This is a genomic window from Ruminococcus sp. FMBCY1, assembly GCF_023921805.1.
GTDB classification, from domain to species: Bacteria; Bacillota; Clostridia; order Oscillospirales; family Acutalibacteraceae; genus Ruminococcoides; species Ruminococcoides intestinale_A.
Genome location: NZ_CP074197.1, coordinates 2,059,949 through 2,076,979 on the forward strand (window position 1 = coordinate 2,059,949; position 17,031 = coordinate 2,076,979).

The 17,031-nt window shown below is 39.8% G+C and carries 16 protein-coding genes and 1 other annotated feature; of the genes, 12 read left to right on the forward strand and 4 right to left on the reverse strand.

The annotated features are described in order from the left end of the window. The first annotated feature begins 180 nt into the window (after positions 1–180). The 11 genes from KGF34_RS10160 (at position 181) to KGF34_RS10210 (ending at position 12,929) form a co-directional block, all read left to right on the forward strand. Positions 181–1,470 (forward strand): extracellular solute-binding protein, encoded by a 1,290-nt coding sequence (locus tag KGF34_RS10160; protein ID WP_252558930.1) that lies wholly within the window; start codon positions 181–183, stop codon positions 1,468–1,470. A gap of 206 nt (positions 1,471–1,676) precedes the next feature. Then, positions 1,677–3,191, forward strand: a complete 1,515-nt coding sequence (locus KGF34_RS10165) for a sugar ABC transporter permease (RefSeq protein ID WP_186935706.1) — start codon at positions 1,677–1,679, stop codon at positions 3,189–3,191. Beyond that, on the forward strand, positions 3,188–4,042 hold the full coding sequence (locus tag KGF34_RS10170) for a sugar ABC transporter permease (RefSeq protein ID WP_186935707.1): 855 nt from the start codon (positions 3,188–3,190) through the stop codon (positions 4,040–4,042). The genes KGF34_RS10165 and KGF34_RS10170 overlap by 4 nt, the downstream gene beginning before the upstream one ends. A 274-nt stretch (positions 4,043–4,316) precedes the next feature. Then, entirely contained in the window at positions 4,317–5,990 is a 1,674-nt protein-coding gene (locus KGF34_RS10175; protein WP_252558931.1) for an alpha-amylase family glycosyl hydrolase, read from the forward strand. A gap of 78 nt (positions 5,991–6,068) precedes the next feature. Beyond that, positions 6,069–6,314: a binding site (T-box leader), on the forward strand. Between the two features lie 48 nt (positions 6,315–6,362). Then, positions 6,363–7,823, forward strand: coding sequence for an anthranilate synthase component I (gene trpE / locus KGF34_RS10180; RefSeq protein WP_252558932.1), 1,461 nt, complete (start codon positions 6,363–6,365; stop codon positions 7,821–7,823). Further along, positions 7,820–8,386 carry an aminodeoxychorismate/anthranilate synthase component II gene (locus tag KGF34_RS10185; protein WP_252558933.1) on the forward strand — a complete coding sequence of 189 codons (567 nt, stop codon included), beginning with the start codon at positions 7,820–7,822 and terminating at the stop codon, positions 8,384–8,386. Before trpE ends, KGF34_RS10185 begins: the two co-directional genes overlap by 4 nt. A 31-nt stretch (positions 8,387–8,417) precedes the next feature. After that, positions 8,418–9,428 (forward strand): anthranilate phosphoribosyltransferase, encoded by a 1,011-nt coding sequence (gene trpD, locus KGF34_RS10190; RefSeq protein ID WP_252558934.1) that lies wholly within the window; start codon positions 8,418–8,420, stop codon positions 9,426–9,428. A 10-nt stretch (positions 9,429–9,438) separates the two neighbouring features. Next, positions 9,439–10,224 (forward strand): indole-3-glycerol phosphate synthase TrpC, encoded by a 786-nt coding sequence (gene trpC, locus KGF34_RS10195; RefSeq protein ID WP_252560218.1) that lies wholly within the window; start codon positions 9,439–9,441, stop codon positions 10,222–10,224. Positions 10,225–10,256: 32 nt separating this feature from the next. Beyond that, entirely contained in the window at positions 10,257–11,441 is a 1,185-nt protein-coding gene (gene trpB, locus KGF34_RS10200; RefSeq protein ID WP_252558935.1) for a tryptophan synthase subunit beta, read from the forward strand. Continuing rightward, positions 11,434–12,204, forward strand: coding sequence for a tryptophan synthase subunit alpha (gene trpA, locus KGF34_RS10205; protein WP_022234986.1), 771 nt, complete (start codon positions 11,434–11,436; stop codon positions 12,202–12,204). The genes trpB and trpA overlap by 8 nt, the downstream gene beginning before the upstream one ends. After that, entirely contained in the window at positions 12,204–12,929 is a 726-nt protein-coding gene (locus tag KGF34_RS10210) for an NAD-dependent protein deacylase (RefSeq protein ID WP_252558936.1), read from the forward strand. The genes trpA and KGF34_RS10210 overlap by 1 nt, the downstream gene beginning before the upstream one ends. Positions 12,930–13,091: 162 nt before the next feature. Here KGF34_RS10210 and KGF34_RS10215 read toward each other — a convergent pair whose 3' ends face one another. Both KGF34_RS10215 and KGF34_RS10220 read right to left on the reverse strand, forming a co-directional pair. After that, positions 13,092–13,607, reverse strand: a complete 516-nt coding sequence (locus KGF34_RS10215; RefSeq protein WP_022234984.1) for a nucleoside recognition domain-containing protein — start codon at positions 13,605–13,607, stop codon at positions 13,092–13,094. Between the two features lie 4 nt (positions 13,608–13,611). Beyond that, a complete protein-coding gene (locus tag KGF34_RS10220; protein WP_252558937.1) occupies positions 13,612–14,193 on the reverse strand; it encodes a nucleoside recognition domain-containing protein in 582 nt (193 codons plus the stop codon). A 226-nt stretch (positions 14,194–14,419) separates the two neighbouring features. On the opposite strand from KGF34_RS10220, the gene KGF34_RS10225 reads away from it, so the two are divergent. After that, complete coding sequence (locus tag KGF34_RS10225) at positions 14,420–14,656, forward strand: AbrB/MazE/SpoVT family DNA-binding domain-containing protein (RefSeq protein ID WP_022234982.1); 237 nt, start codon at positions 14,420–14,422, stop codon at positions 14,654–14,656. 648 nt (positions 14,657–15,304) lie between these two features. Here KGF34_RS10225 and KGF34_RS10230 read toward each other — a convergent pair. Together KGF34_RS10230 and KGF34_RS10235 are read right to left on the reverse strand one after the other, a co-directional pair. After that, positions 15,305–15,661, reverse strand: a complete 357-nt coding sequence (locus tag KGF34_RS10230; RefSeq protein ID WP_195411254.1) for a hypothetical protein — start codon at positions 15,659–15,661, stop codon at positions 15,305–15,307. Positions 15,662–15,880: 219 nt separating this feature from the next. Beyond that, complete coding sequence (locus KGF34_RS10235; protein ID WP_195411253.1) at positions 15,881–17,020, reverse strand: chorismate mutase; 1,140 nt, start codon at positions 17,018–17,020, stop codon at positions 15,881–15,883. Positions 17,021–17,031: the final 11 nt, after the last annotated feature.

A 17,031-nucleotide genomic window follows, 5' to 3' on the forward strand; every position in this document is an offset into this window, starting at 1 on the left:
TTAACTTGCAAAATGTACAAAAATAATTTAAAGTTTTAACACTCTGTATAAAAAGTACAAAGGTAGTTGCAATTTGTATGATTTTTTGGTATCATAAATGTAGTGAAAGGACAGAGGGACTGTCCTCACATCATTCAAACGGAATGAAAGTTTATATTTTATGAAAGAAGGAAATATCCGATGAAAAAGATTTTTGCCGTTCTTTTGGCAAGTATGATGGCTGCTACAGCACTTGTTGGCTGCGGCGGTTCAGGTGACAGCAGTACAGCTTCAAAAACAGAATCAAATGGTAACGGTGCTTCTGCAACAAGCAGCGACTTTGGTGACGAAGACAACATTACACTTAAAGTATGGGCTCCTGATAAGGCAGTTTCTACTTTTGAAAAAGAGTGCGAAGCATTCAAGGCTCTTTATCCGGACAAGAAGATTGATATTACAGTAGTTGCTCAGACTGAGAAAGATGCTGCTACAAACCTTCTTAACGATGCCTCAGCTGCTGCCGATGTATTCGGTTTCGCAAGTGACCAGCTCAACAAGCTTCAGACAGCAGGCGTTATTGCACAGGCTGCTTATGCTGATGATATTTCTAAGAGAGACACAGCAGAGTCAGTTTCAGCTGCAACACTCGACGGTAAGATTTACGCTTATCCGGAAACAGGTGATAACGGTTACTACCTCGTATATGATAAGTCAGTAGTTTCTGACGAGCAGGCAGGCAGATTTGAGGATGTCCTCGAAGCTTGTAAGGCCGGAGGTAAGAAGTTCATCATGAACGCAGGTGACGGCTACTACGCATGTATGTTCACATTCACAGGCGGTCTTAAGACCGATGGCCTTGAGGATGACGGCATTACTCAGAAGTACACAGATTATGATGAGGCCGAGGTAGTTTCAACACTCCAGGCTTTCTCAAAGCTTATACACGACTATAAGGGTACATTCCAGTCACTTTCAACAGACGCTATTTCTTCCGGTTTCGCACAGAAGTCTTGCGGTGCCGGTATCGACGGTTCTTGGAACACAGTTTCTAACAAGGAAGCTCTTGGCGACAACTTCGGTGCAGCTAAGCTCCCAACAATCGATGTAAACGGCGAAGCTAAGCAGATAATTTCAATGCTCGGTTACAAGCTCGTCGGTGTAAACGCATCTTCTAAGTTCCCGCGTTCAGCTCAGATCCTTGCTAACTATCTCACAGGCGAAGAGTGCCAGAGAGAAAGAGCTACAGAGCTCGGTTGGGGTCCTTCAAACCAGACTGTAAACGGTGAAGAAGTTGTTACAGGCAGTGCAGTACTTACAGCTATTGCTGAGCAGGGTAAGTTCGCTGTACCACAGGTAAGTATAGCTTCAACATTCTGGGATCCAAATGCAAACCTCGGTAACAAGCTCATTGCTGACGAAACAGATCCTTCAAACGCTGACTTCTTCAAGCAGTTACTCACAGACACAATCGCAAACGTAAGAGACGAATAATTTTAGTTTTCAAAATAAATCTTCTCATACTCGTGGGGCTCTCAAGTAGCTGAGAGCCCCATTGAGTGAAAACTCGTTATCAATGTCGCAGACATTGTAATTAATTTACACCAAACTACTAATGTATTTATGATGCTAATTGATAACGCAGAATATATTATTAGTTTGGTGTAGGTTTTGCAAACTATTTTAAGGAGAGCTTATTAATGAAATATATTGATTATGTACAGCTTAATCCTTTCCAGAAGTTTGCCTATAATGCTAAAAACTTTTTCAAAGCTTTGCCAGGTAAAGTGGCAGGCTTTTTTAAAGCATTAGGAAATGCTATTGTGAAGTTTTTTCTTGGCATTGGCAAGGGATTTGCTAATTACGGCAAAACCTTTGTAAACGGAGATATTATGACAAAGCTTTCTTACCTTATTTTCGGCCTTGGTGACATTTCAAAAGGTAAGTACTATAAGGGTATTTTATTCTTCCTTTCAGAAGTTTTGTACATTCTCTATATGGTATTCTTTGGTTGGGGTTACATTTCCAAGTTTGGTTCGCTTGGTACTGTTGAGACTCACACAGAGATGGACGGCATTTTCCCTGTAACTGTTTACGGTGATAACTCAATGCTTATCCTCCTTTATTCTGTACTTACCATTGTAATTACAGTAGTTGTATTTGCCATTTACATAGCAAATATAAAAGATGCTTACAAGCATCAGCTTCTTGTTGCAGCAGGCAAAAAGCCAACTTCATTAAGAACTGATATCAAGGAATTCCTTGACGGTAAGTATCACATTACACTTTTGTCTTTCCCTGTACTGATGATTGGTATTTTCCAGATTCTTCCACTCATCTTTATGATACTTATAGCATTCACAAACTATGACCTTCAGCATATGCCTCCGGGAACATTGTTCCACTGGGTTGGTTTCCAAAACTTTACATCTGTATTTGATGTAGCTAACTCTGCAACAAGAGCTACAACATTCGTAGAACTTGCTAAGTGGACACTTGTTTGGGCTGTTTGCGCTACTTTTACAAACTACATCCTTGGTATGATTATTGCTCTTATGATCAACAAAAAGGGTATTAAGTTCAAGGCTTTGTGGAGAACTCTCTTTGTTATTGCAATCGCTGTACCACAGTTTGTATCACTTCTTCTTATGAATCAGATGCTCCAGACTGACGGTGCATTTAATGTATTACTTACAGATATTAGCAGATTGTTTAATCCTGATGCCGCGGTGGTGGAAATTCAGTGGCTTAACACTGACCCTAACATCGCTAAGATAGTAGTTATCATTGTAAACCTTTGGGTAGGTATTCCTTACACAATTCTTTCAATGTCAGGTATTCTTATGAATATTCCTGAAGACCTCTACGAATCAGCCCGTATTGACGGTGCAGGCCCTGTAAAAACATTTACAAGCATTACACTTCCTTACATGCTCTTCGTAACAACACCACAGCTTATTACTCAGTTCGTTGGCAACATCAATAACTTTAACGTTATCTACCTCCTCACAGGCGGTGGTCCAACAACGGAGAAATTCTATCAGGCAGGTTATACAGATATCCTCGTAACATGGTTGTTCAAACTTACTATGAACTCTTCTGACTACAACCTTGCTGCGGCGATCGGTATCATTGTATTTATTATCTGCGCTGTACTTTCACTTATTGTATTTAACTCATCTAAATCTGCAAAAGACGAGGAGGCGTTCTCATGATAAAAAGCTACAAACTCAGAAGAGGTTTGGCAAATACTTTTATCTACATAATCCTCGCTATTCTCGGATTTATTTGGATTTGCCCATTCATCTATCTTTTAATGCACTCGTTCCGTGCAGAAGGTGTTACTGTAGTAAACTATCTCATTCCTCGTGAATGGACTTTCCAGAACTACATTGACCTTTTTACAAGCCACGGTACACTTAACTTTACAAAATGGTTTATAAACACATTTGTTGTTGCATGCTTTAGCTGCGTAATTTCTACAATTTCTGTACTTATGGTAAGTTACGCATTCAGCCGTTTAAGATTTAAATCCCGTAAAAAGTTTATCAATGTTGGTATGATTCTCGGTATGTTCCCCGGATTTATGACAATGATTGCTATCTATTACCTCTTAAAGGCAATGGGTCTTACACAGACACTCGTAGCACTTGTAATTTGTTACAGTGCCGGTGCAGGTCTTGGTTATCAGATTTCAAAGGGCTTCTTTGATACAATTCCAAGAGCTCTTGACGAGGCGGCAACTATTGACGGTGCAACTAAGAACCAGATTTTCTGGAAGATTATTCTTCCTATGTCAAAACCAATCGTAGTTTATACAGTTCTTACATCATTCATTGGACCTTGGACAGACTTTATTCTTGCTAAGATCATCATGGGTGATAAGCGTGATTACTACACTGTTGCAATCGGTTTGCAGCTTATGGTTGACCTTGACTTTAAGACACAGTACTACAAGCAGTTCCTTGCAGGTTCAGTAGTAGTTGCTGTTCCGATTACCCTCCTCTTCCTTAAGATGCAGAAGTATTATGTCGAAGGTGTAACAGCCGGCGGCGTAAAGGGTTAATCTTTATTTGCACATTTTTGGGTGGCAGTCTTTGGCTGCCATCCTTTTTAGTTAAGTTTTAAATTATGGCTTGCAGCATAGTTAAGATTAAAAAAATTAAAATTTAGGTCAAGCCTTTTTAGGCTTGTGTGTGTTTTACACATACCTATAATCTTTGCAAAGTTTGACCGAACTTTTATGATTGATGAAATATTTTGCAAACCATAATATTTATAGCCTATAAAGAATACATTTCAATTCTTACTTAACTTTATTGATTTTATAAGGAGGATTTATGAAAAAATTTTTTACACTTTTACTTATTGCTTCAATTTCTACAAGTGCAATTCTTGCAGGCTGCGGTACTAAAGAATATGATGATCCGGTAAATACACTTACAGCCACAGCATCAACCGATAAATACCGTAACTATTATCAGATTTTTGTTAATTCATTTGCAGATTCAAACGGTGATCAAGTTGGTGATTTGCAAGGTATTATTGATAATCTTGATTATCTTAATGACGGAGATCCAAATACAGGCAATGACCTTGGTGTTGACGGTATATGGCTAACACCTATAATGCCTTCGCCGTCATATCATAAATATGATGTAACCGATTATTACAATATTGACCCTGATTTCGGCACACTTGAAACTTTTGACAAACTTGTTTCAGAATGTCATAAGCGTGGTATTAACATCATACTTGACCTTGTGTTAAATCATGCATCTTCACAGCATCCTTATTATTTAAAGGCTGTCGAAGAGGTGGAAGATGGCAATCTTGACGGTTATGCACAGTATTTTGAAATTCATCCCACTTCATATTTTGATTCTGATACACAGACAAATTATTTGTCACACGCAATGGCTTGTGAGGCTAATTTTACTGAGGAAATGCCTGAATGGAATTTAAATTCTGAAAAAACAAGAGAAGAATTTGCAAAAATTACAAAATTCTGGCTTGACAGAGGTGTTGACGGTTTCAGACTTGACGCCGTAAAATATTTTTCTAATAAATCCACCGACGGCACGGAATTTTTGAACTGGTTCTGTGATAAATGTAAGGAAACAAATCCTGATGTTTATGTAGTAGGTGAAAACTGGGACGATGATTCAAAGATTCAGGAAATCTTTAAGTCGGGAATTGACAGTCAGTTTGCATTTAAATTCTCACAGTCAAGTGGTACACTTACAACCGAGGTCATAGCACAGCGTGGTACGGCTATCGCTAAAAAGGTAATGAAGTATAACGATAAGATGTACAACAATAACGAGAATTACATTCCGACAATGTTCCTGTCAAATCACGATATGGTGAGAAGCGGTAACTCGCTTGAACCTAAGGGTCTTAGTTATGAGAAAATGGCAGCCTCAGTGTATATGTTGTTCCCGGGCAATCCATTTATATATTACGGCGAGGAAATCGGAATTACTGCTCCAAATACAACTTCCGATTCGGCTTATCGTACACCGATGATATTTGACAGCAATAATTTGCCGAATATTTGGGTAAACGGTGTAGGTGATGTTGCGAAAGATACTAAATACGGCGGCGCTAAGCAACAGCAGGCTGACCCCAATTCTTTACTTAGCTTTTACAGCAGAATTATAAAAATCAAAAATCAAAACCCTGAGATTGCTCGTGGCAAAATTACAGGACTTCAAACCTTTGACAATACTGCAATTTGTGCTTACTATGTTGAGTATAACGGCACAAAGCTGATGATTATTCATAATATGAATGCCGAAGAAAGTGCGGAACTTACTATTACAGACGATATGATAACGAATCCTGAAATCAGAGCAGAACTTGTTGCAAGTTTCCCTGTGGATAAGGATGGTGCATTTACTTCGACAGAAGATGAAAATGCCGTTTATCAGCACACAGCTATAAAAGAAGGTGTGCTTACAATGCCTGCACAGTCAACGGTAATTTTAAAGACAGCAGAAAATTCAAAATAATTTTGAATTTTCGCTTTAAAGTGCTAAAATGCTATTGACATTTAAAAAATTCCGCTATATAATAGTATTAATTTATAAGATAAACCATTGAGCAAGAGTAGTAAGATTAATCGGCGCTTTCAGAGAGTCGGCGGTTGGTGTGAGCCGATAGTTGAGATTTTTCCGAATGGACTTGTGAGGGCGGACCGAAAGAGTATTCGAGTAGTTTCCGACGGAGCCTGACCGTTACAGCAGGAGGCATATGTCAGTATGCTGTATGAGCGGGCGGAATTTCCGTCAATTTGGGTGGTACCACAGAAGTCGTTTCAGACCTTTGTCCCTTAGTTGGGGCAAAGGTCTTTTTGTTTATAAAAAATATAAAGGGTGAGAAAAATGATTAAACCGTCTTATGATGAGGTAATGGCAATTAAGGATGAATACGATGTTATCCCTGTATACAAGGAAGTTTACGCCGATTCTGTCACACCGATTACTTTGTTAAGAAAAATTCTTCAAAAGTCAGACAAGTGCTTTCTTCTTGAAAGTATCGAGGGCGGTGTAAAGTGGGGCAGATATTCGTTTATCGGCTGTAATCCTAAGGCAAGACTTGTTTATAAAAACGGAGTTCTCACCATTACAGGCGAGGGTGAGGCTGCAATTAAAACCGCCAAGCCATACGAAGAAATTCGAAAATATATGAAAAATTACAAAAATCCTCGTTTTGAAGATTTGCCGCCGTTTACAGGAGGGCTTGTAGGATATTACGGATATGCTATGATTGCAGTCAGCGAACCGATTTTGAAAATACAGGAAAGCGAAACCAATGATTTTGATTTAATGCTTTTTGATAAAATTATTGCATACGATCATCTTCGTGAAAAAATGACAGTCATAGTAAATATGAAAACTTATGACCCTGAAAGACAGTATGAGCAGGCTGTAAACGATATAAACGAAATTATCAATACAATTACAGCCCCTGCTCCGCTTGCAAAGCTTGAAAGCGATAAAAATGTGGAATTTACAAGCACATACACAGAAGAAGAATTTTGCGATATGGTTAATAAAACCAAGGAATATATTTTTGACGGCGATATTTTTCAGTGTGTTGTATCCCGCAGATTTGAAACCGAGTACAAAGGTTCGCTTTTAAATGCATACAGAGTATTGAGAATTACAAACCCATCGCCTTATATGGTATATATGAATATTGAGGGCGATGAGATTATAAGTACATCACCTGAAACTTTGGTTAAACTTCAGAACGGTGTGCTTAATACATTCCCGATTGCAGGTTCAAGACCGAGAGGCGCTACAAAAGAGGAAGATGACGCACTTGCCGATGAGCTTATTAATGACGAAAAAGAGCTTGCAGAGCACAATATGCTTGTTGACCTCGGAAGAAACGATATAGGTAAAATTTCAAAATTCAATTCTGTAAAGGTTACTTCATATCAGCAGATTTTAAGATATTCAAAGATAATGCACATTTGCAGTGAGGTAGAGGGTGAGCTTAAAGACGGACTTGACGCTTTTGATGCGGTTGAGTCGCTTCTTCCGGCAGGCACACTTTCGGGAGCACCGAAAATCAGAGCTTGTCAGATTATAGACGAACTTGAAAAAACACCTCGCGGGGTATATGGCGGTGCGCTCGGATATGTTGATTTTAACGGAAATCTTGATACTTGTATCGCAATAAGAATGGCAGTTAAAAAAGGAAATAAGGTTTATGTTCAGGCAGGTGCGGGAATTGTTGCAGACAGCGACCCTAAGTCGGAGTATCTTGAAACCTACAACAAGGCACTTGCGGTAATAAATGCAGTTAAAAATGCAGGAGAGGTTGAAGCTATATGATTTTATTTATAGATAATTACGACAGCTTTACTTATAATCTTGTACAGTACTGCGGAAGTATTAATCCCGATATAAAGGTAGTAAGAAATGACGAAATAACGGTAGATGAAATCAGAAAACTTAATCCTACCCACATTATTCTTTCTCCGGGTCCGGGTTATCCAAAGGACGCAGGCATTTGTGAAGATGTTATAAGAGAGCTTAAAGGCGAGTATCCGATACTCGGTATTTGCCTCGGACATCAGGCAATATGCGAGGTATTCGGCGCAGAAATTACAAGAGCAATAAAACTTATGCACGGCAAAAAGAGTAATATTAATATTGACAACAGTTGTAAGATTTTTGCCGATTTGCCCAAGGTAGTTGACGGTGCGAGATACCATTCTTTGATTGCAAAAAAGGATACCGTTCCCGATGAGCTTATAGTTACGGCAGAGGACGATATGGGCGAGGTTATGGCAGTTCGCCACAGAGATTACGAAATTTACGGATTACAGTTCCACCCGGAGTCGATACTGACTTCTCACGGTATGGAAATGATAAAGAATTTTATTAATATATGATTACGGATAACACATAGAAAGGGTGACAGAAATGATTAAGGAAGCAATAAAAAAGGTAGTAAACGGTAATAACTTAACTTATGATGAGGCAACAGCCGTAATGAACGAAATGATGAGCGGTACAGCCACTCAAGCACAGACAGCGGCATTTTTGACAGCACTCAAAATTAAGGGTGAAACCATTGACGAAATTACAGCTTGCGCAACCGTAATGCGTGACAAGGCACTTCATGTTAAAAGAGATACCGATGTACTCGACATTGTAGGCACAGGCGGCGACGGAACAGGTACTTTTAATATTTCTACAACAGCGGCTTTTGTAGTTGCAGCCGCAGGAATTTCTGTTGCGAAGCACGGCAACCGTTCAATGTCAAGTAAGAGCGGTGCGGCAGATTGTCTGGAGGCTCTTGGAGTTAATCTTACAATAAGTCCGGAAAAAAGTGAAGAAATCCTTAAAAATACAGGTATTTGCTTTATGTTTGCACAAAGCTACCATTCATCAATGCGATTTGTCGGCCCTGTAAGAAAAGATATAGGAATCAGAAATATTTTTAATGTTTTAGGACCTCTTACAAACCCTGCTTTTGCAAACTTGCAGGTAACAGGTGTGTATTCAGAGGCGCTCGTTGAACCGATTGCAAGAGTATTTGCAAACCTTGGCGTAAAGCGCGGATATGTATTCTACGGTACAGACGGTATGGACGAAGTAACCGTTACTGCTCCTACAAAGGTTTGTGAAATCAACAACGGTAAATTCAGCTCATACGAAATTACTCCGGAACAGTTCGGTATGCCGACATACAGCAGTGCAGACCTTGCAGGCGGTGACGGCAAAGAGAATGCGGAGATTACAAAGCAGATTTTAAAAGGCGAGTTAAAGGGAGCAAAGAGAGATATTGTATTGCTTAATTCGGCTCTCGGTATTTGCGCAGGCGGTAAGGCAGAGAATATTGCCGAGGGTATCCGTCTTGCAGAAACTCTTATTGACAGTGGCAAGGCTTATGAAAAACTTGAGCAGTTTGTAAAGGCTACTAATGAATAACGGTGATATTATGATACTTGAAACAATAGCACAGGCAAACCGAGAAAGATATGCGGAAATTGAAAAACAAATTCCGCTTGAGGAGATAAAAAACAAAGCGCTTTCAATGAACATTACCGATGAATTTCCTTTTGAAAAGGCGCTTGCAAAGGACGGTAGCTCTTATATCTGCGAGGTAAAGAAAGCATCTCCGTCTAAAGGAATAATTGCAGAGGATTTCCCGTATGTGCAGATTGCAAAGGATTATGAAAACGCAGGAGCGTCTGCGATATCCGTACTTACAGAACCGCAGTGGTTTAAAGGTGAAAATAAATATTTGCAGGAAATATCACAGAATGTAAAAATTCCGCTTTTGCGTAAGGATTTTACAGTTTGTGAGTATCAGATATATGAGGCTAAAGTAATCGGAGCGTCTGCGGTGCTTTTGATTTGTGCGTTGCTCGATACCGAAACAATCAGAAAATGGATTGAAATTTGTGATTCACTCGGACTTTCAGCTTTGGTAGAGGCACATACAGAGGAAGAAGTGAAGTCGGCATTAGACGCAGGGGCAAGAGTAATCGGCGTAAATAACCGAAATTTAAAGGACTTTACGGTTGACCTCACAACCTGCACAAGATTGAGAAAACTTGTACCAAAGGAAGTTTTATTTGTCGGCGAAAGCGGAATAAAAACAGCCGAAGATGTGCAGGAGCTTAGAGAAGCAGGAGTAAACGGACTGCTTATTGGCGAAACTCTTATGAGAAATGCCGATAAAAAGAAAGCACTTGAAGAACTTAACGGTGATAAGTTATAAATATATAAGGTATTAGAAAAGGAGATAAATCAATGTCGAAGGGTAAGTTTGGTATTCACGGTGGACAGTTTGTTCCCGAAACTTTAATGAATGCCGTTAATGAATTTGAAGAAGCATATGAAAAATATAAAAACGATCCGGAGTTTGTCGCAGAGCTTGACACACTTATGCGTGAGTATGCCGGCAGACCGTCACTTCTCTATTATGCGGAGAAAATGACAAAGGATTTAGGCGGTGCTAAGATTTATTTAAAGCGTGAGGACTTAAATCATACGGGTTCACACAAACTCAATAACTGTCTTGGTCAGTGCTTGCTTGCCAAAAAGATGGGCAAAACAAGAGTAATTGCAGAAACAGGCGCAGGTCAGCACGGTGTTGCAACAGCAACTGTTGCCGCACTTATGGGACTTGAGTGTGAGATTTTTATGGGCAAAGAGGATACAATCCGTCAGGCTCTTAATGTATACAGAATGAAACTTCTCGGCGCAAAGGTAAATGCCGTTGAAACAGGCACAATGACTCTTAAAGACGCCGTAAACGAGGCTATGCGTGAGTGGACTAACAGAGTTGACGATACTCACTATGTACTCGGTTCGGTAATGGGCCCGCATCCGTTCCCAATGGTTGTAAGAGATTTCCAGAGCGTAATCGGTAAGGAAATCAAAGCACAGCTCCTTGAAAAAGAGGGCAGACTTCCTGATGTGGTTATGGCTTGCGTTGGCGGCGGCAGTAATGCTATGGGCGCATTTTATGACTTTATCGGTGATGAGAGCGTACAGCTTATCGGTTGTGAGGCAGCGGGTCTTGGCGTTGATAATCCGAAGAATGCCGCAACAATCGCAAACGGTACACTCGGTATTTTCCATGGTATGAAATCATATTTCTGTCAGGATAAGTACGGTCAGATTGCACCTGTATACTCAATTTCAGCAGGTCTTGATTACCCGGGTATCGGTCCTGAACATGCTAACTTAAGCGATACAGGCAGAGCAAAATATGTGCCTGTTACCGATGAAGAGGCAGTAAGCGCATTTGAGTATCTTTCACGCACAGAGGGTATTATACCTGCTATTGAGAGCGCACACGCTGTTGCACACTGCATTAAACTTGCTCCTACAATGAGCAAAGACAGCATTATTGTTGTAAATCTTTCGGGCAGAGGCGATAAGGATGTTGCCGCTATTGCAAGATACAGAGGGGAGAATATTTATGAGTAAGATTAAAGATGCCTTCAAAAACGGCAAGGCTTTTATTCCGTTTGTAACCGCAGGAGATCCTGACCTTGAAACTACCGAAAAACTCCTTATAGGTATGAGCGAAAACGGCGCAGATATCATAGAAATCGGTATACCTTTTTCAGACCCGATTGCCGAGGGTGTTGTAATTCAGGAGGCTGACCTCCGTTCTTTGGCGGCAGGTACTACAACCGATAAGATTTTTGATATGGTAAAGAGAATTCGTCCGCAGATTAAGGCGGCTCTTGCCGTAATGACATATATGAACCCTATTTTTGTTTACGGTACAGACGCATTTATGGCAAAGTGCGCAGAGTGCGGTATTTCCGCCGTAATCGTTCCGGATGTTCCTTTTGAGGAAAAGGCAGAGTTACAGCCTTATTGTGATAAGCACGGTGTAGAGCTTGTTTCGCTTATTGCACCGACTTCACACGACAGAATTAAAACCATTGCCAAAGAAGCGCAGGGCTTTGTATATTGTGTTTCTTCAATGGGTGTAACAGGTGTAAGAAAAGAGATTACAACAAATATTGGCGAAATGGTTGACCTTGTTCGTTCTGTAAGCGATACCCCGTGTGCGGTAGGTTTTGGTATTTCAACTCCGGAGCAGGCAAAGCATATGTCACAGTATGCAGACGGTGTAATAGTAGGTTCCGCAATTGTAAAAATCGTTGCTAAGTACGGCAAAGAATGTGTTGAGCCTGTTTGCGAGTATGTAAAGCAGATGAAAGAGGCAATGCAGTAATGAGTAGTGTTGACGAACTTCAGAAAGTGATTGATGACAGCCATAGGATAGTTTTCTTTGGCGGTGCGGGGGTATCTACAGAGAGCGGTATTCCCGATTTCAGAAGTGTGGACGGACTTTATAATCAAAAGTACGATTATCCGCCCGAAACCATACTAAGCCATACATTCTTTGTAAAAAAGACAGAGGAGTTTTATCGCTTTTACAGAGATAAAATGCTTTGTCTTGACAAAAAGCCGAATAAGGCTCATTATAAACTTGCTGAGCTTGAAAAAGCAGGAAAACTCAGCGCAGTAGTTACTCAAAATATTGACGGACTGCATCAGGCGGCAGGCAGTAAGAGAGTGTATGAACTGCACGGAAGTGTGTTGAGAAATTATTGTATGAAGTGCGGTAAATCATATACTGCCGAGTTTATTAAAGAGAGCAACGGTATTCCAAAATGCGAATGTTCGGGAATCATCAAGCCTGATGTTGTGCTGTATGAAGAGGGACTTGACGATAAAACAGTAAACGGTGCGGTTAATGCCATTGCGAATGCAGATACACTGATTATTGCAGGCACAAGCCTCACGGTTTATCCTGCCGCAGGTATGGTGAGATATTTTAAAGGAAATAAACTTGTACTGATAAATCGTGATGCAACGCCAATGGACAGCGCCGCCGACCTTGTTTTTCATGAAAAGGTCGGAGAGCTGCTCGATAAAATTAAAGTCAATATATAAAAGTTTGGTCAACCTTTTCAAAGGTTGTGGGTGTGGGCAAAGCCCACAAATACTTTCAGTTTACGCAATCTAACGATAGCCAAACAAATAGGCGTAAGTATCTGCGAGAGCAATAAAAGAAAATATACTTCATTTACATAGGGGCTGTTTTTTACAGCTCCTTTAGCTTTGCCCGAAAATTAGTCTTACGGTCAGCACGCTCATCACTGCGGCGGTGAAATCGGCAAGCAAAGCGGCAACAAGGGTATGGCGGATTTTTTTTACCTTAATACTGCCAAAATACATTGCCACAGCGTAAAATGTGGTTTCGGATGATCCTGCAAGTACAGAAGCTACCCTGCCTGCAAAACTGTCAGGGCCGCAATCTTCATACAAAGCGGTCAACAAAGCTGTTGAACCACTGCCCGATACAGGTCTTAAGAGAACCATTGGTACAATTTCTTTTGGAAAGCCTAAAAAATCTGCGGCAGGGGAGATAAAGTTACATATAACATCTATTGCACCGCTCGAACGCAGTAAATCTACCGCAAACACCAATCCGATTATAGTAGGTGCAATTGTGTACAGAACTTTTACGCCCTCTCGAACTCCTTTAATAAACAAATCGAAAACAGGCACTCGTTTTATCAGCCCGTACAATACCACAACGGTCGCAAATAGAGGCATTATAATAGCCATAATTTCACCTCGCTTTTTTCAGATTTAGTGTACAGGCAACTGTAAGGGCCACAGTGAGAGCGGTTGCCGAGCTTATCCAAATGGCTGTTATAACCTCAAACGGAGCATTACTTCCGTAGCTTTGTCGAAGTGTGGCAAGGGTAGTAGGCAAAAGCTGCAGAGAGGCGGTATTGAGCACAACAAAAATGACCATTTCATTGCTTGCCGTATCGGAACAGTTGTTTAGTCTGTTAAGTTCTCCCATAGCTTTAAGACCAAACGGAGTGGCGGCATTGCCAAGTCCTAACAGGTTTGCGCTTATGTTCATAGTAATGCTTTTAAAAGCCTCGCTGTTTTTATCAAGCTTTGGAAAAAGCGGTCTCAAAAGAGGCGCAAAAATTTTTGAAATAAGTGCGGTAAAGCCGCTTTCTTCTGCTATTTTCATTATTCCTGACCATAGGCATAGGATGCCTGCCATTGTCAAGAGAAGTTTTATTGATGACGAGCCGCTTTCTATAAGGGCTGTAGACAGTGATTCGGTATTACCGAGTAAAATTGCCGACAACACACTGACAATTATCAGACCTGCCCACACATAACCAAGCATTTATTTCACCTAACTTCCAAAAATCTAAATATAATATCATAAATAAAGCAAATATGACAAAATCCGTTACAAAATTGTATTTACAATTCTTATTTGGTAATTATTGACATATTAACCGTAAAATGGTATAATGATACAGCGATGAAAATTGTCAACCTGTAACTTCGGTTAAGGTTTACAATTAAAAAATACGCACAGAAAACTGTTCAGATAAGGAGATGATATAATGATATTTACTAATTTCAGAGAAATTGACGGAGCTGGCAGAATTGTAATTTCAAAGGATATTCGCAATCATCTTAATATCAAAGCGGGCGATATGCTGCATATCGAGGCTGACAATGATTGCATTACAATAAAAAAAGCAGAAGAAAAATGCATTTTCTGCAATTCGTCCGAAAATCTGAAATGTCTTAAGGGCAAATTTATATGCTCAAATTGTATCAATGCACTTAATAATTAATTATTATTAAAAAAGGGTAGGGCACACCGACGGTTAATTTAAACTGTCGGTGTGATTTTTGTTCTTATAAAATATATATGCAATTATTTGATTTTATGAGTGTGCGTTAAATATTATTGCAATTATAGATTTAATTTTTGGGATATTCTTGATATATTATGGTTTAGCGGAACAAATCAGAAAAGCAATTATAAAAGTTTGGTCGACCTTTTCAAAGGTCGTGGGTGTGGGCAAAGCCCACAAATACTTTCCGTTATGCAATCTAACGATAGCCAAACAGCTCGCTGTTGGGCGGCATGAACACAACGGCGAAAGCCCTTAAATGCGATAGCAACAAAAAGCCATTCATTAAACAATAAATAAGCAAATTCTTTTCTAAAAGGCTGTCGCCTGTTTTAACAAACTTAGTTTTAGCACGCAAACAGCGTGGCTGTTTGCGCCTGATAAATTGTTCTATCGGAAGATTTTATGGGCGCTGCCCAAACCCGCAATTTTTGAAAAAATTGAGTAAACTTTTTTGTTTTTTGGAGGATAATTTAGCGTTAGCTAAATTTCAATGCCCGACCGACACTCCGCTAAAACATAATTTATTGAAAATTTTGACAAAAAAAGTGCCCTGCATATGGCAAGGCACTTAAGTTTTAACAATTATTCTTCTGTATTTTCGCACTGTACCGGCTTTTCGGTTGATTCGGCAGTTTTTTCTGTAACAGTTTCTTCTGTCTTTTCTTCTGCTTTCTCTTCAACCTTTTCCTCTGCGACAGGTGCGGATTCTTTGGGTTCTTCAGCTTTTGGTTCTTCTGCGGTTTCGGGAGCTTTTGTTTCTTCGGCTTCATTTGCAAGTTCCGCAATATCGTCGCCGTCAAGGCACAGGTCAAGCTCTTCAAGGAGCATTGCGTTTTGTTTTTTCTTGTGCTGTTTTATAGCAAACACGGTAGCTGATACTGCTACAAGTGCGCCAAGTGCACCGGCTGCGGCGCAAATTAATTTTTTATTATCATCCATATTAAACACCTCATCAATTATGTTTTTATTTTTGTTCAATAATTATTCAAAATAAAAATGCTTATTAAAATGAATTATCACTTTAATAAGCATATTATATCATAAATTTTATGCAATGCAATACTTAATTTGCAAAATTTGTCAATAAATTTTGAGCGTTTTGCACATAATCAAAACGTTCTGTCGATTAATATACAAAAACTAAAAATATATTTATAATCATTTTGAATATTCGCAATAGTTTCCCAAAAAGCTGAATTCAGGCATTTCCGCACTTAACTGTGCTATAAGGTCTGTAACCTCTTTACTGCTTACATTGCCTGAAAAATCAAGGTAAAACAGGTATTCAAACCCCTCGTCACTGCTTGGGCGTGGGCGAGATTCAATTTTCGTAAGGTTAAGACCGAGAGAATTAAATCTGCAAAGTAAGCCGTAAAGCGAGCCCGTAACATGAGGAAGTGAGAAACAAAGGCTGATTTTGTTTGAATCGGGTGTGATGAACAGCTTTTTGGAAATAACAATAAATCTTGTTGTGTTTTTATCGTTATCCTGCAAATGATTGTCAAGCACTTTTAAACCGTATTCCTCTGCCGCCTTGTATGAGCAGATAGCCGCAACATTAAGGCGCTTTTCCTTTGCCACATCACGAGCGGCAATTGCTGTATTTGAACATGGTGTAGAGTCAAAATTATTTTTTGCAATGTAGTCTGCACACTGTGAAAGTGACTGCGGATGCGACCATACCTTTTCAATATCCGAAAACTCTGCCTGTTTTAAACCTCCAAGACAGTAATCAATAGGCAAATCAAGTGCGCCGACAATGTAAAAACGGTGCTTAAGTATTAGGTCATATACGGCAGAAACCGAGCCTGCGTTTGAGTTTTCAACAGGAAGTACGCCGAATGTAATTTCTCCTTTATCAACTGCGTCAAAAACATCACCGAAAGACTTATAGCAATGTGCCTCCGCATCGGGGAACAGGCGTATTGTTGCCTCGTGACCGTTAGCGCCTTTAATGCCCTGATAACCGACTTTAACATTGGTTTTCGGTATCTCGGTTTCAACATTGCTGATAACCTCTTTTATATCTGCACCACTGCCGACAATATTATGTTGTAAAGCTCTTGAAAGCTCCATAATATTTGAGTAAAGCAGTCTTGCGTATGAACCGTACTCGCCGCCACGCTCTTCGATAGCGTCAAGAATTTCGTTTTCTCTTGCCTGATTCAGAACAGGAATATTGTTGGCTTTTTTGTAATTACCTACCTCTTTGGCACAATCCATTCTCTTTTTGAAAAGTTCAATAATCTGTTCATCTATACTGTCAATTTCAGTTCTGATTTCTGAAAGATTTCTCATTTTATTCATCC